Genomic DNA, 13818 nt, shown 5'->3' on the forward strand with positions numbered 1-13818 from the left:
GAGGACGAATTATTTGCAGTGAAGTGAACTTTACACAATGCGGTGAGCTGCGCGGAGCGCTAGCATGGCGCTTTGTGACTTTAGATCTATATGCAGACCCCATCGAACTAACCAAGGCGCTCGTGGATATTCCGAGCCCCTCCCACCATGAGGAGGCCATCGCAGACGCCATCGAAGAAGCGCTGCGCGGATTGGACGTCGAGGTTGCCCGCTACGGAAATACCGTGTGCGCCCGCACGAACCGCGGACTAGATTCCCGCGTGGTGCTCGCCGGCCACATCGATACCGTTCCGTTGGCAGAAAATGTACCGCATCACATGGAAACCTCTGAAGACGGGGTAGAGATTATGTGGGGCTGCGGCACTGTGGACATGAAGTCCGGCATGGCCGTCTACCTCAATGCCTTTGCCCAGCTGCACGAAGCGGACGAGCTCAAGCATGACCTCACCGTCATCGCCTACGAGGGCGAAGAAGTAGCCACTGAATTTAATGGTTTGGGCCACCTGCAAAAAGACCACCCGGAGTGGCTCGAGGGCGACTTCGCGCTGCTGGGCGAGCCCTCCGGTGCCATGGTGGAGGCCGGCTGTCAGGGCTCCATCCGCCTGCGCGTTACCGCCCACGGCACCCGCGCGCACTCGGCCCGCGCCTGGCTCGGATCCAACGCTGCGCACAAGCTTGCGCCCATCATGACCCGTATCGCCGCCTATGAGTCCCGCGATGTCACCATCGATGGCTGCACCTACCGCGAGGGCCTCAACATCGTCCACCTCGAGTCGGGCGTGGCCACCAATACGCTGCCGGATGAGGCATGGATGTTTGTGAACTTCCGCTTCGCGCCGGACCGCACGAGCGACGAGGCGCTGGAGTACATGAAGTCCATCATCGGCGAGGAAGAAGATGTCACCATCGAAATCGATGACATCGCCCCCGCCGCCCAGCCCGGTTTGGGCCAGCCAGCGGCCAAGGCTCTTATCGACGCCGTCGGGGGCAACGTCCGCGCCAAGTACGGCTGGACCGACGTCGCCCGCTTCTCCGAAATGGGCACCCCGGCCGTAAACTTCGGCGCCGGCGACCCTGGGTTCGCGCATAAGAAGGACGAGCAGGTCCCCACCGCGCAGATCACTGAAGTATCCACCGCCCTCTTGAACTACCTGAAGGGATAGACCATGACCCCTGAGCAGATGCGCACCCTGCGCGGCCCGATGTTGCTGCGCACCGAAGGCGAACAGGCCTCCACCTTTGACCAACGGCTCTTGGAGTCCGGCGCGGACCATGAGTGGCAGCATGCCGATCCCTGGCGAGTCCTGCGCATCCAAGGCGAGTTCGTCGCTGGCTTCGATGCGCTCTCCAAGCTGCCGAAGGCCGTTACCGTCTTCGGCTCCGCACGCACCACGCCGGAGGATGCGAGCTACCAGTTGGGCGTCGAGGTCGGCCGCAAGCTCGCCGAGCACTCCTATGCCGTCATCACCGGTGGCGGCCCCGGCATCATGGAGGCAGCTAACCGCGGCGCCCACGAGGCCGGCGGGCTCTCCGTGGGCTTGGGCATCGAGCTTCCCCACGAGCAGGGGCTTAATGAGTATGTGGACCTGGGCCTGAATTTCCGCTACTTCTTTGCCCGCAAGACCATGTTCTTGAAGTACTCGCAGGCCTTCATTTGCCTGCCTGGTGGCATGGGCACGATGGATGAGTTCTTCGAGGTCATGTGCATGGTGCAGACCGGCAAGGTGACCAATTACCCCATCGTGCTCATGGGCACCGAATACTGGTCCGGCCTGCTGGAGTGGATGGACAATACGCTCGCAGCCAGCGGCTATATCAACGAGGGCGACCGGGAGCTTTTCCTGCTTACCGACGACCCCGATGAGGCCCTCTCCCACATCATCCAGCGCCACCAAGTCATGAGCGATAAGCGCATCAGGGAGCCGCGTTGAGCCTCGCGCGTGTGATGGCGATTGTCAATCGCACCCCGGATTCCTTCTATGACAAGGGCGCAACCTTTGACCTTGACCCGGCGCTGCGCCGTTGTGATGAGGTGATCGCGGCCGGTGCGTCGATCGTCGATATTGGCGGCGTGAAGGCTGGCCCCGGCAAGGCCGTGGACGCGGCGGAGGAAATCGACCGCGTGGTGCCGACCATCGAGAAGGTGCACGAGCGCCACCCGGATGTACTCATCTCCGTCGATACCTGGCGCAGCGAGGTGGCTGAGGCCGCCATCGCAGCCGGCGCCGGCCTGGTCAATGACACCTGGGCCGGTTGGGACCCCGAGCTCATCGAGGTCGCCGGCCACCACCGCGTGGGATACGTGTGTTCGCACACCGGCGGCATCACCCCGCGCACCCGGCCGCATCGCGTCCACTTCGACGACGTGGTGGCCGATGTCATCGCGGAAACCACCCAACTGGCCGAGCGCGCCGCCTCCCTCGGCTGCCCGGAGGACCTGACCTTCATCGATCCGACGCATGACTTTGGCAAGAACACCTTTCACGGGCTCGAGCTCCTGCGGCGTATCGACGAGGTCGTGGCCACCGGTTGGCCGGTGCTCATGGCGCTATCCAATAAAGACTTCGTGGGCGAGACACTCGACCGCGGGGTAGGAGAGCGCGTGGCCGGCACCCTGGCCGCCACCGCGTGGTCCGCGGCCCGCGGCGTGGCCGCCTTTCGCGTGCACGAGGTGGCCGAGACCGCCGATGTCATACGCATGACCGCCGCCATCCAAGGCGAGGTAGCCCCGCTAGCAACCACGCGAGGCCTTGCATGAGCGTCTCTGTAATCATTCCAGCGCTCAACGAGGAGGGCACCATCGCGGACGTCGTGCGCGCCTGCCTCGCCGATGAACCGTTTGAGGTGCTTGTCATCGACGCCGACTCCACCGACGCCACCGCCTCCCGCGCTGCCGCCGCCGGAGCGGACGTGCACAATTGGCGCGATATCCTTCCAGAGGAACCGCGCCCCGGGAAGGGCGAATCCCTCTGGCGCGGGGTTGCCGCGGCGAAGGGAGACATCGTCGTGTTTGTCGACGCTGACCTTGAATCCGCCGCACCCGGCATGGTCTCGGCCTTGGTCGCGCCCTTCGCCGACCCAGCGGTGGAGATGGTCAAAGCCCGCTACCGCCGCAGCCTCAACGGCCAGCCCACCGGCGGTGGCCGCGTGACCGAACTGACCGCCAAGCCGCTCATCAAGCAGTTCTTTCCCGAGCTCGCCCACATTGATCAGCCCCTCGGCGGCGAATACGCCCTACGCCGCGCCACCGCCCTAGAACTGCCCTTCGTGGAGGGCTATGGGGTGGAAGCGGGGCTAATGGTGGACGTCGGCAAGCGGGGCACAATCGCACAGGTAGACCTGGGCACGCGGGTACACCGCAACCGGCCGCTGCACGAGCTGGCACCGATGGCAGAGGTAGTCGCGCGCACGCTGCTCGCCCGCGCCGGGGTCATCGCGCCCGTTGCTCAACGCCCGCCGCTAAAAGGTAAGGTTTAAGCCATGCTGTCTTGGATTATGCTCCTCCTCGTCCTTATAGCCCTGACCGTCATCGGCACCTGGGTATGGGGCTCCATTTTTGGCCGCGGCGAGGTCATGCACCCGCTCGACGAGCCGCAGAAGGTGCAGGAAAATAACCGCGCCGCCCTCCGTGAAGGCCGCCTTGACCAGGTAAAATTTGAGGTCGTTCCCCGTGGATACCGCCAGGATCAGGTGGACGATCTCCTCGCGCAACTGGAGGAACAACTATCTTCCGCGCAGAAAAGGTCTAAGCTGGAAGGAAAAGACGTTAACTAAAGGAGACTCACTATGGCAGCAATGAAGCCGCGCACCACGGGCGGAGAAATGGAAGCAGTAGAGGAGTCCCGCAAAATTGTCATGCGTATCCCCTCGGATGGCGGCGGTCGCATCGTCATCGAGCTGAGCAAGGACGAGGCCGCCGAGCTCGGTTCCCTGTTGACCGAGGTTTCTAGCTAGTCTAGGTACATGCTTTCTCATATCGTCGACATTCTGGCCGATCCCAACGATGGCACCGCGCTTTCTGGTGCCGATGATTTCTCTCGACTCGTCTCGGAATCCGGCCACTCTTTTGATGTGGCCAAGCAGGGCTATGTCACCCTTGCCGCCGGCGCCGGGCTCAAGCACAAGGGCGATGACATGGATATGGTCAACGCCCGCGAGACCTATTTGGCCATGGGCCACTTCGCGCCCTTCGTCGAGGCGGTAACCGGGGCCGTCCAGGACGCACTGGATTCCGCCTCCTTGGCCGAGTCCACGCCCGCCTCCCTCCTCGAGGTGGGTGCCGGCACCGGCTACTACCTGGCGCATACTCTGGACTCCATCGCGGAGGCCCGCGGCGTCGGCCTCGACATTTCCCCGCACGCCGCGAAGCACTTGGCTAAGTGCCACTCGCGCGTCGGTGCCGTCGTGGCCGATGTGTGGGAGCGCCTGCCCATCCGGGATGAGTCCGTCAACGCAATCTCCGTCGTCTTCGCCCCGCGCAATCCCGCCGAGTTCCAACGCGTGCTCGCCCCGGGTGGCCAGGTCATCGTCTTGACCCCGGGCGCCGGACACCTGGATGAGCTGCGCGAGCCGCTCGGCATCCTCGGCGTTGAAGAGGGCAAGGTCGAGCGCATGTATGAGCAGGCCGAGGGCTTCCTCGAGCAGGCGGCGGACCCGGTCGATATCTCGTTCCCCATCGAGCTTGATAAGGCCTCCGTCGCCGCTCAGGTCGGCATGAGCCCGTCCGCGCGCCACATCAGCGCCGGCGAACTCGCCGAGCGCATGGCCGCACTGCCCCCGACGCTCACGGTCACCGCCCGCGCCCGCCTGGACCGCCTTCGCGCCGTATAAGCCCCCGGCCTGCGGCAGCCACCTTCACCGCCCTTCGCGCTCACCGGCAGCGTGTGGGGCGGTTCTTTCGTCTCCCCAGTGAGCGCGAAGGGCGCGTGTGAGGGAGCGAGGGGAGGTTTCCGCCCTTGCCGCTCACCGGCACACGCTTGCCGACGCCCCAGCTTTTCCCTGTGAGCGCGAAGGGCGCGTGTGAGGGAGCGAGGGGAGACGCGGCCTAGCGGAGTGAGGCCGAAAACGCGCAATCCCGCCCTTGCCGCTCACCAGGAGAGGCGTAACCGCGCTGGGCGGCTGCGCTGGTGAGCGCGAAGGGTGGGGAGGGACGGGCCGGGTGAGGCGGCGCTGAGAGCTGGGGTTAAAGCTTGGAACCGGAGCGCTGCCAGTCCTGCTCGATGACGGCATCGCCGGAGGTCTCGACTCGCAGGCCGGAGCAGCCACCTTCGAAGTAGACGCGAGAGGCCATCGCGATGAGGCCGCCGTCGACGAATACCTCAACGGTGGAGCCGTCTTGGATGATGGTGAGGGTATCGGAGTCGCCTTCGGCAAGCGTGGCGGTGGCGGGTTCGGAATCAGCGAAACAGTGGTCGAAGGCCTTGTTCATGGAGCGATCGAGGCTGATGTCATCGCCGGAGTGGCAGATGGTGGCGGCGGGGTCACCGGCGCCGTCGAGAAGCGTGACCGTTACGCAGGAACCGGAAGGGACCTCCATGACGCCGGTCCAGGAACGGGCGTAATCGGACAGCTTGACGGCATCGGGCAGGCCGCGGGCGGGTGCTTGGTAGAGGACGCCGCCCTCGAGGGTGACCCGGCGAGGCAGGGACAGGGCATTGGCCCAGCCTTCGGCCTCCCAGGAGGCGTGCGCGGTGGCGTCGTCGCCGCGGCCGTTGCCGTTGAGGAGGCCGACGATGACGGCGCGCTCGTAGCGCTGCTCTGGGGTGAGAGTGCCGGTGGTGGTGTTGGTACTGCGCGGACGGGAGAAATCATGGCCGAAGTCCACCCGGCGGAAGCCAGAGGCCACGGTAAAAGTGGTGCCCTCCAGCCGGCCGACGAGGTAGCCGGAGACGTCGCGGCCGCCGCGCTCTAGGGTGACGAAAAGGACGTCGTAGATATTGCCGTCTACCTCATCGCGCAGGCGGACCAAGCGAGGAGAGACAACCGGTGGGATGGGCGAGGTAGCGGGGACCTCGCCTTCCAAGAAGCCAGGGTCGCCGTCGAAGTTGAGGCCGCCGCGCAGGTGCCAAGACACGCCATCGGCGGATTCGAGGATGACGGGAACCGGGGCGTCGGAGTGGCCGGTGAGCGCTAGCATGAGCCAGCCATCGTGGCCGGCATCGCGGTCCTCGGAGGCCCAATCAGGCACCACGCAGGGCGAGCGGAAGTGATCAAAGTTGCGGGTATTGCCTACGACCTCGCCAAAACGAACGACATTGGGGTCGAGGGCCTGGGGGTCATCGGAGACCTCGCAGATTTCGTCCACGTCGGCGTAGCGGGCGAGGTGAACGGCGATACCGGCGGCGGTCACGGAGGTGAAGTAGAGGTGGATATCGTCCGGGCCTTGGGCTACGGAACCTGCGCGCAGGGAGAGCTCGCCGCCAACGGGGGCGAGGACATCGTCGCAGTCCAACCAGTCAAAGGGAGACTCTTCGGAGTAGGTGTGTCCCCAGCGGGCAGGGGAGTCCGCGGTGGGGCGGTACTGGTAGAACAGGTGCCAGGTATCGCCGTCGCGCAGGATACCAGCGGGGGCGTCGAGGACGCCGTCTTCGGGGACAAAATGCAGTTCGGGGCGGTGAGTTGTCACGGCTATCCTTCCTTAAATCAAGCTGCGGTAGATATCGACGGTCTGGGCGGCAATGGTAGCCCAAGAGAAATCGCGGATGGCGCGCTCGCGGCCGGCGCGGCCAAAATTGGCGGCGCGCTCTTTATCGACGGCGAGGTCATTGACGGCGGCGGCGAGGTCGGCTTCGAAGGCGGCGGTAGCGGCGGCGTCGTATGGCACCAGCACACCGGTCTCGCCATCGACCACAACCTCCGGAATGCCGCCTACGTTGGAGGCGACAACGGCCGTGCCGCAGGCCATAGCTTCCAGGTTGACGATGCCGAGCGGCTCGTAGATGGACGGGCAAACAAACACATCCGCACCGGAGTAAATCTGCTGGACCTCGTTGCGCGGGAGCATGTCCTTGACCCAGAAAATACCATCGCGCTGGGCGCGCAGCTCATTCACCAGCGCCTCGGTCTCCGCCGCGATTTCGGGCGTATCGGGCGCGCCGGCACACAGCACCAGCTGGATATCCGGATCGAATTTCTGCGCCGCCTGCAACAGGTGCTTCACGCCTTTTTGCCGGGTAATGCGGCCGACGAAGGCAACGATGGGGCGTTGCTTATCGACGCCCAGCTTGTCCAACACATCTCCCTCTCGTGGCTGCCACAGCTCGGTGTCGATGCCGTTGAGGACAACGTGGACCTTGGAGGCGTCGATCCGTGGGTAAGCATCAAGGATGGAGTCCTTCATGCCGGCGGAGACGGCGATGACGGCGTCGGCATATTCCATGGCGTTCTTCTCGGACCACGAGGAAACGTCATAGCCGCCGCCGAGCTGCTCGCGCTTCCACGGGCGGTGCGGCTCCAGCGAGTGGGCGGTGACCACATGCGGAATATCGTAGAGCTGGGCGGAGAGGTGGCCGGCAAGACCCGTGTACCACGTGTGGGAATGGGCGATGTCGATATCGGAGGCGGCATCGGCCATGCGAAGCCCAGTGGACAAAGTCTTAAGCGCGCCATTAGCACCCTCAAGTGCGGGGTCCACGCCGTGGACAAATACGTCTTCTTCTTCGCGCGGGGAGCCCATGCAGTGCACGGAGACATCGATGATATCGCGCATAAAACGGGTGAGTTCAGCTACGTGAACTCCGGCCCCGCCGTAGATTTCCGGCGGGTATTCTTTGGAAAAGATTCCGGCTCTCATGCCCACCCAGAATACGTATCTCTGGTGCCGCGTGCAGAAATACGGGATGGGGGTAGAAATGTGCATATATCTGCTGCGAAATGTGGGATTTGCGGTTAGGTTTGGAAACGTGAGAAGCCTGCCAAATGTCCTAGCCATCGTCCTCGCCGGCGGCGAGGGAAAGCGTCTTTTTCCCCTGACCGAAGACCGCGCTAAACCCGCCGTGCCTTTTGGCGGTTCCTACCGCCTCATTGACTTTGTCCTGTCCAATCTGGTCAACGCCGGTTTCCTCAAGATTGCGGTGCTGACCCAGTACAAGTCCCACTCCCTGGACCGCCACATTTCCCAGGCGTGGAACTTAGCAGGGCCGACGCCGCAGTACATTGCCTCGGTGCCTGCCCAGCAGCGCCGCGGCAAGCGGTGGTACAACGGCTCCGCGGATGCCATTGTGCAGTCGCTTAACCTCATCTATGACGAGAATCCGGACTACGTCATCGTCTTCGGCGCAGACCATGTCTATCGCATGGATCCGGCGCAGATGGTAGAAGAGCACATTGCCACGGGGCTGGATTGCTCGGTGGCCGGCATTCGCGTGCCGCGCTCGGAGGCAACGGCGTTCGGATGCATCCAGGCCGATGGCATGGGAACCATCACGGAGTTCGTGGAAAAGCCTGCGGACCCACCGGCTACGCCGGATGATCCGAATATGAGCTATGCCTCGATGGGCAACTATGTCTTTACGGCGCAGGCGCTTATTGACGCCCTCTTGGAGGACGAAAAGAACGAGGACTCGGCCCACGATATGGGCGGCGATATTATCCCGTACTTTGTGGAGCGTGGGCAGGCGCATGTTTATGACTTCATGGCCAATGAGGTGCCGGGGTCTACCGAGCGCGATCACGGCTACTGGCGCGACGTGGGAACCATTGATTCTTTCTATGAAGCGCACATGGACATGATTTCGGTGCATCCGATCTTTAACCTCTATAACCGGAATTGGCCGATTCACTCCACGGATGACTCCAATTTCCCTCCGGCGAAGTTCGTGCAAAATGGCATCGCGCAGTCTTCGATGGTGGCGCCGGGCTGCATCGTCTCTGGCGGCACGGTGCGCAATTCCGTGCTGGCGTCTGATGTCCACGTGGCCGATGGCGCCACGGTCGAAGGATCGGTCATCCTGCCGGGCGTGCGCATCGGCCGTGGTGCGGTGGTGCGCCGCGCGATCCTCGATAAGAACGTCGTCGTCAGCGATGGCGCAATTATCGGCGTGGACCGCGAGCGCGATGAGGAGCGCTTCAAGGTTTCTGACGGCGGCGTGGTTGTCGTCGGCAAAAACCAGAAGGTCTAGAGCTTCGTTACGAGGGTGAGTCCGGACCCCAACGGCAAGCGGGTGACGTTCGCGCCCTCGAGCTCGCGCAGGTACTCGTCTGCTTCGCGCGCGGCGGCGGTGTCGCGGTCGGTCCGGGAGACGTCGGCAAGCGTGCCATCGAGCAAAGAATTGGCCAAGACCAGGGTGCCGCCTTGGTGCAGCAGTGGCCACGCGGCCTTGATGATGGCGGGGAGCTCGAGCGCGGCGACGTCGGCGTAGATGACCTGGTAGGCATCATTAGCCAGGCGGCCCATGACCTCGAGTGGGCGAGACGGCAGGAAGCGGCCGCGTGAAGATGCATAGCCCGCCTCGCGGAAGGCGGTCTTGGCGCTGCGCTGGTGCTCAGCCTCGGGGTCGATGCAGGTCAAAATGCCATTATCGGGCATGCCGGCAAGCAGGTAGAGGCCTACTACATTAGCGGCCGGGGTGATCGCCACGGACTGGGGGCGTTCGGTAGAACCGGACGAGGCGGCCGTCAGCGTGGTGAGCAGCTGGCCCGTTGATTCATCTGGAACGGGCAGACCGTACTCATCGGCGTGGTCGCGCGCGCCACGCAGGGCCGCGGAGGGCTCGCTGGTGGTCTCGATATAAGAACGCAGTGCTTCATATGCGGTAGTAGTCACGTAATAAACCTTAGGGAAAAGTGTTCGCAAATGTGGTAAAAACGCGCCTAGCCAGCAAGGTTGTGGTAGGTGGGGATAATGTGACGGACTCACAGGAAATTATCAGCACTGTGGCTGGAGTTTCACTTTGAAGTATAGAAAGATGACATGCATGACAACAACGAAGCGCGATGCCGAATCCCTTCAGCCCGCCACCCCTGAGGCGGCGTTGACCGGTACCGCGGCGTTCGATGCCGGCGAAGCCGACATGCCCGCTTGGGGTGATCTCGTGGCCGAACACGCCGATGGCGTTTATCGCTTGGCGTACCGACTCTCTGGTAATCAGCACGATGCAGAGGATCTCACCCAGGAAACCTTCATGCGCGTCTTCCGCTCCCTGGATAAATACCAGGCCGGTACGTTTGAAGGCTGGCTGCACCGCATTACCACCAACCTCTTCTTGGATATGGTTCGCCACCGCTCCAAGATCCGCATGGAGGCCCTGCCGGAGGATTATGAGCGCGTGCCCGGCACGGATATGACCCCGGAGCAGGCCTATACTGTGGCCAACTTGGACCCGGCGCTGCAGTCTGCGCTCGATGGTCTGGCTCCCGATTTCCGCGTGGCCGTGGTGCTGTGTGATGTGGTTGGCATGAGCTATGACGAAATTGCAGAAACCCTAGGCGTCAAGATGGGTACGGTGCGCTCTCGCATCCACCGTGGTCGCTCGCAGCTGCGTGCGGCACTCGAAAAGGAAGCACAAACCAATGCGGAAACCCGCATGCTGCTGCGCACGCGTTTAATCACCGCGCGCTAAACTTTAAAGAAACTGCATAGTCCCCGCTGCCGGCGGGGACTTTCCGTGTCACTGAAGGCCAAGCAACTAGTGGAGGAGGGTGTCGATGGACTCGCTGCGAGGACGCCGGCCCGTGTCCATGCTGGGCGTGCGCGGCGGATTCGATACTGCCCAGGCCAAGGCTCGCGATAAGGCGAAAGCCAAGGCTCGGCGCAGCGATACCATCGGGCACCTTGGCCCTGAGGCTGTCGTTGCCTTCGTAGATGGGGAGATGGAACCGAAATTCATGCACCGTGTGCGCATCCATTTGGTGCACTGCGCCGAGTGCCGCGCGGATGTGCACCAGCAGCGCCATGCCTCAGAGTGGGTTCGCCACTGCGCGGATTCCGCGAAGGTCAAGGCACCGCAATCCCTGCTGGCAAAGCTCGCGGGCATTGCCACCGAAGAGGTTGCTCCCGGGCCGGATGCTGCAACGCCTGTGTACCGGCCGCAGCAGGATTTCTTGGACAAGGTGGAGATGGTGGTTCGCGCAATCAAGCACAATCAGCGCGGCTAAGAGTGAGGGACTAGTATTTAACCGTGTTTTCTTCCATTGGTTGGCCCGAGATTTTCGTCATCGTACTCTTGGGCATCATCGTCATCGGCCCGGAGCGCATGCCCGAGGTGATTAAGGATGTGCGCGCGGCCATCTACGCGGCGCGCAAGGCTATCAATAACGCCAAGGCGGAACTCAACGGCGAGATGGGCTCGATTACCTCGGAATTCGATGACATCCGCGGCCCGCTCACCCAAGCTGCCCAGTGGACGCGCCTAGGCCCTAAGGGTGCAATTACTAAGGCGCTTTTCGACGGCGACGATTCCGCCTGGGACGATTTCAACCCCAAGAAAATGGCAGAAAACGTCAAGACCGCTACCGCGCCACAGGAGCCGGAGCAACAGCCGCAGTCCCAACCGCAGCAGCAGCGCCCGAGCTTCGACTACTCCCAGATCTATGCCGAGCAGCCGCAGCCAGAGCCCCAGCAACGCCCCCAAGATTCCCAGTCGACGGAGCAGCCCGCGCCCGAGAAAAAGCCGCCACGCAGTGGGGAAGAATCCACCGGCGGCGGCTTGTGGGGCGATGTAACCTAGGGGGGTTAGTTCACGCCTAGGTTGAGGTTTTTGCCCACCAGGGAATCGGAGCGGATGGCCAGCTTATCGGCCACCGCCTGAATCTGTTGGGCGGCGGGGGACTCGGGGGAATCGAGAACAATCGGCGTGCCGGCATCGCCACCGCTGCGCAAAGTGGGATCCAGCGGCACGGATGCCAGCAGCGGCACCTCGTGGCCCAAGATGACGCCTAGGCGATCGGCCACAATCTGTCCGCCGCCGGAACCAAAGACATCCATGGTGGAGCCATCCGGCATCACCATGGCTCCCATGTTTTCAATTACGCCGGCCACGCGCTGGCGGGTCTGCTGGGAGATGGATCCGGCGCGCTCTGCCACCTCTGCCGCAGCGGCCTGCGGGGTGGTGACAATGAGTAGCTCTGCATTGGGAATGAGCTGGGCTACGGAGAGGGCGACGTCGCCGGTGCCCGGTGGCAGATCCAAGAGTAGGACGTCGAGGTCGCCCCAAAAAACGTCAGCCAGGAATTGCTGCAGAGCGCGGTGGAGCATGGGCCCGCGCCAGACCACTGGGGCATTGCCCTCCACAAACTGCCCGATGGAAATGTGCTTAATGCCATGAGAAATCGGCGGCAGCAGCATCTCATCATCGAGCACCGTCGGACCGTCGGTGCATCCCAAGAGGTTAGGCACGGAGTGGCCGTAAATATCGGCGTCCACAATGCCAACCTTGAGGCCCTTCTGGACCAGCGCTGCGGCAAGGTTTACGGTCATGGAGGACTTGCCCACGCCGCCCTTACCGGAGGCCACCGCGAAAACGCGAGTGGTGGAATCCGGCTTTGCAAATGGGATTTCCGGCTCGGCCTGGCCGCCGCGGAGCTTCTTCTTGAGCTCGCGACGCTGCTCATCGCTCATGGCTTCCATCGTCACCGTGACGTTTCCAACGCCCTTGATATCCTCTACCGCAGCGCGGGTATTGGACTCGATGGTGGACTTCATGGGGCAGCCAGCGATGGTGAGGTAAATTTCCACGGCCACGTCATTACCGGTGACGGTAACGGACTTCACCATGTTGAGCTCGGTGATGGGGCGGCCGATTTCGGGGTCTTCGACGCGGGAGAGTGCCTCGCGTACGGCGGATTCAGTAATAACGCTAGACATAACCCTTGCCATCTTAGTCACGCCGCAACAGGAGGTAAACACACCCTCGGTGTAGAATCAGCTAGACGCTCACGTGCCGCTAACTAAAAGGAGAAGAGTATCGCTATGCGCAGCTTTGCCCGCCCCGCCCGCGCCATTGCCGGTGTGGTGCTGTCCGCAACGCTGCTTACCGGCTGCTCTTCCCAGTTCGATACCAACCCCTTTGCTAAGAGCTCCCAGAGCGAGCCCATCGGCATCTTGGTGGATACCAATGAGACCGACCAGCTGGTCCTTGCAGAGATCTACCGCCAGGAGCTGATGGGTCAGGGCCGCGAGGCGTCCATTGTGAAGGAAGACATCTTCCAAGAGACCAAGGGCGGGCGTTCCATGAACCCGGGCGGCAATTTCTATGTGGGCTGCACCGGCGCGTTCCTTAATATCCTCAATCCCGGTGAGGCGCGGGCGATTTCTAAGGATTACAAGAAGGCACAGAAAGCTTCTGAGCCCGGCGGGGAGGACTACCTGGCGCGGACCCACATTGCGCTCATGTCGAGCTTGCCCACGGATACCACCACGGTCGAGCCTTCCGGTGCCAGCGGCTGCGAGGAGGCTGAGCCCGAGTTGCCAGAGAATTTCGTGGTGCTCTATCAGGACGATCTCTTCGACCGCGAAGAGCGCCAGGCCGTGGCCTCGCTGACTAAGTTCCTTACCCAAAAAGATCTCTCTGACATGGCCGAAGAGGTAGAAAACGACGACTCCAGCGCGGAGAAGGTCGTGCGCTCCTGGATGAATTCCTCCGGCGTCGACATTGCCCATGAAGAAGGCGACTCCGATTCTTCCGGCGGGTCGAATCTCACTGGTTCTTAATATTTGACCATTGGCAGGTTTGTGTGAGTTTCCCGGGCTTGTTGGCAACTTGGAGCTCCCGCTGGTTAGCAACCGGCAGACCAACACCTCCACAGGATCAAGGACACGTGTGACTCGATATGGAACCATTCTGGGCTTGTGAATTCCGACGCTAGTGCTTTTCATTGCTC

At 62.8% G+C, this 13818-nt stretch carries 16 protein-coding genes; 12 read left to right on the forward strand and 4 right to left on the reverse strand.

Going from position 1 to position 13818, the window contains the following annotated elements:
* Positions 1 to 74 precede the first annotated feature (74 nt).
* From dapE to MHY22_RS02335, 7 genes are read left to right on the forward strand one after another with little or no spacing between them, the layout of a single operon-like run.
* Entirely contained in the window at positions 75 to 1163 is a 1089-nt protein-coding gene (gene dapE / locus MHY22_RS02305) for a succinyl-diaminopimelate desuccinylase (protein WP_239277889.1), read from the forward strand.
* 3 nt (positions 1164 to 1166) lie between these two features.
* Positions 1167 to 1931: a TIGR00730 family Rossman fold protein gene (locus MHY22_RS02310; RefSeq protein ID WP_198492838.1), complete on the forward strand. Its 765-nt coding sequence runs from the start codon at positions 1167 to 1169 to the stop codon at positions 1929 to 1931.
* Positions 1932 to 1945: 14 nt separating this feature from the next.
* Positions 1946 to 2758, forward strand: coding sequence for a dihydropteroate synthase (gene folP, locus MHY22_RS02315; protein WP_200435252.1), 813 nt, complete (start codon positions 1946 to 1948; stop codon positions 2756 to 2758).
* Positions 2755 to 3477 carry a glucosyl-3-phosphoglycerate synthase gene (locus MHY22_RS02320; RefSeq protein ID WP_239277890.1) on the forward strand — a complete coding sequence of 241 codons (723 nt, stop codon included), beginning with the start codon at positions 2755 to 2757 and terminating at the stop codon, positions 3475 to 3477. Before folP ends, MHY22_RS02320 begins: the two co-directional genes overlap by 4 nt.
* A 3-nt stretch (positions 3478 to 3480) precedes the next feature.
* A complete protein-coding gene (locus MHY22_RS02325; RefSeq protein WP_239277891.1) occupies positions 3481 to 3774 on the forward strand; it encodes a DivIVA domain-containing protein in 294 nt (97 codons plus the stop codon).
* A gap of 12 nt (positions 3775 to 3786) precedes the next feature.
* Complete coding sequence (locus MHY22_RS02330) at positions 3787 to 3954, forward strand: DUF3117 domain-containing protein (protein ID WP_005323535.1); 168 nt, start codon at positions 3787 to 3789, stop codon at positions 3952 to 3954.
* Positions 3955 to 3963: 9 nt separating this feature from the next.
* Positions 3964 to 4830, forward strand: a complete 867-nt coding sequence (locus MHY22_RS02335) for a methyltransferase domain-containing protein (protein ID WP_239277892.1) — start codon at positions 3964 to 3966, stop codon at positions 4828 to 4830.
* Positions 4831 to 5182: 352 nt separating this feature from the next.
* Here the strand turns inward: MHY22_RS02335 and MHY22_RS02340 are convergent, their stop codons facing one another.
* Positions 5183 to 6625 carry a GH32 C-terminal domain-containing protein gene (locus tag MHY22_RS02340; RefSeq protein ID WP_239277893.1) on the reverse strand — a complete coding sequence of 481 codons (1443 nt, stop codon included), beginning with the start codon at positions 6623 to 6625 and terminating at the stop codon, positions 5183 to 5185.
* 12 nt (positions 6626 to 6637) lie between these two features.
* The gene (glgA, locus tag MHY22_RS02345; protein ID WP_239277894.1) at positions 6638 to 7792 is read right to left on the reverse strand and encodes a glycogen synthase; all 1155 of its coding nucleotides are present in this window, start codon (positions 7790 to 7792) and stop codon (positions 6638 to 6640) included.
* A 109-nt stretch (positions 7793 to 7901) separates the two neighbouring features.
* On the opposite strand from glgA, the gene glgC reads away from it, so the two are divergent.
* Positions 7902 to 9119 (forward strand): glucose-1-phosphate adenylyltransferase, encoded by a 1218-nt coding sequence (gene glgC / locus MHY22_RS02350; protein ID WP_239277895.1) that lies wholly within the window; start codon positions 7902 to 7904, stop codon positions 9117 to 9119.
* Here the strand turns inward: glgC and MHY22_RS02355 are convergent.
* The gene (locus MHY22_RS02355) at positions 9116 to 9763 is read right to left on the reverse strand and encodes an O-methyltransferase (protein WP_239277896.1); all 648 of its coding nucleotides are present in this window, start codon (positions 9761 to 9763) and stop codon (positions 9116 to 9118) included. The genes glgC and MHY22_RS02355 overlap by 4 nt on opposite strands.
* Positions 9764 to 9914: 151 nt before the next feature.
* Here MHY22_RS02355 and sigE point away from each other — a divergent pair, with 151 nt between their 5' ends.
* The 3 genes from sigE to MHY22_RS02370 all read left to right on the forward strand — a co-directional run bounded on the left by sigE (position 9915) and on the right by MHY22_RS02370 (position 11666).
* Complete coding sequence (gene sigE, locus MHY22_RS02360) at positions 9915 to 10559, forward strand: RNA polymerase sigma factor SigE (RefSeq protein ID WP_239277897.1); 645 nt, start codon at positions 9915 to 9917, stop codon at positions 10557 to 10559.
* An 85-nt stretch (positions 10560 to 10644) separates the two neighbouring features.
* On the forward strand, positions 10645 to 11094 hold the full coding sequence (locus MHY22_RS02365; protein ID WP_239277899.1) for an anti-sigma factor: 450 nt from the start codon (positions 10645 to 10647) through the stop codon (positions 11092 to 11094).
* A 23-nt stretch (positions 11095 to 11117) separates the two neighbouring features.
* Positions 11118 to 11666: a twin-arginine translocase TatA/TatE family subunit gene (locus MHY22_RS02370; RefSeq protein WP_239277901.1), complete on the forward strand. Its 549-nt coding sequence runs from the start codon at positions 11118 to 11120 to the stop codon at positions 11664 to 11666.
* Between the two features lie 5 nt (positions 11667 to 11671).
* Here MHY22_RS02370 and MHY22_RS02375 read toward each other — a convergent pair whose 3' ends face one another.
* Positions 11672 to 12802 (reverse strand): Mrp/NBP35 family ATP-binding protein, encoded by a 1131-nt coding sequence (locus tag MHY22_RS02375; protein ID WP_239277902.1) that lies wholly within the window; start codon positions 12800 to 12802, stop codon positions 11672 to 11674.
* Positions 12803 to 12907: 105 nt separating this feature from the next.
* On the opposite strand from MHY22_RS02375, the gene MHY22_RS02380 reads away from it, so the two are divergent.
* Positions 12908 to 13648, forward strand: coding sequence for a hypothetical protein (locus MHY22_RS02380; protein ID WP_239277903.1), 741 nt, complete (start codon positions 12908 to 12910; stop codon positions 13646 to 13648).
* The last annotated feature ends 170 nt before the right edge of the window (positions 13649 to 13818 follow it).

Origin of the sequence: Corynebacterium sp. ACRPO (assembly GCF_022347205.1) — a bacterium.
Classification (GTDB): domain Bacteria; phylum Actinomycetota; class Actinomycetes; order Mycobacteriales; family Mycobacteriaceae; genus Corynebacterium.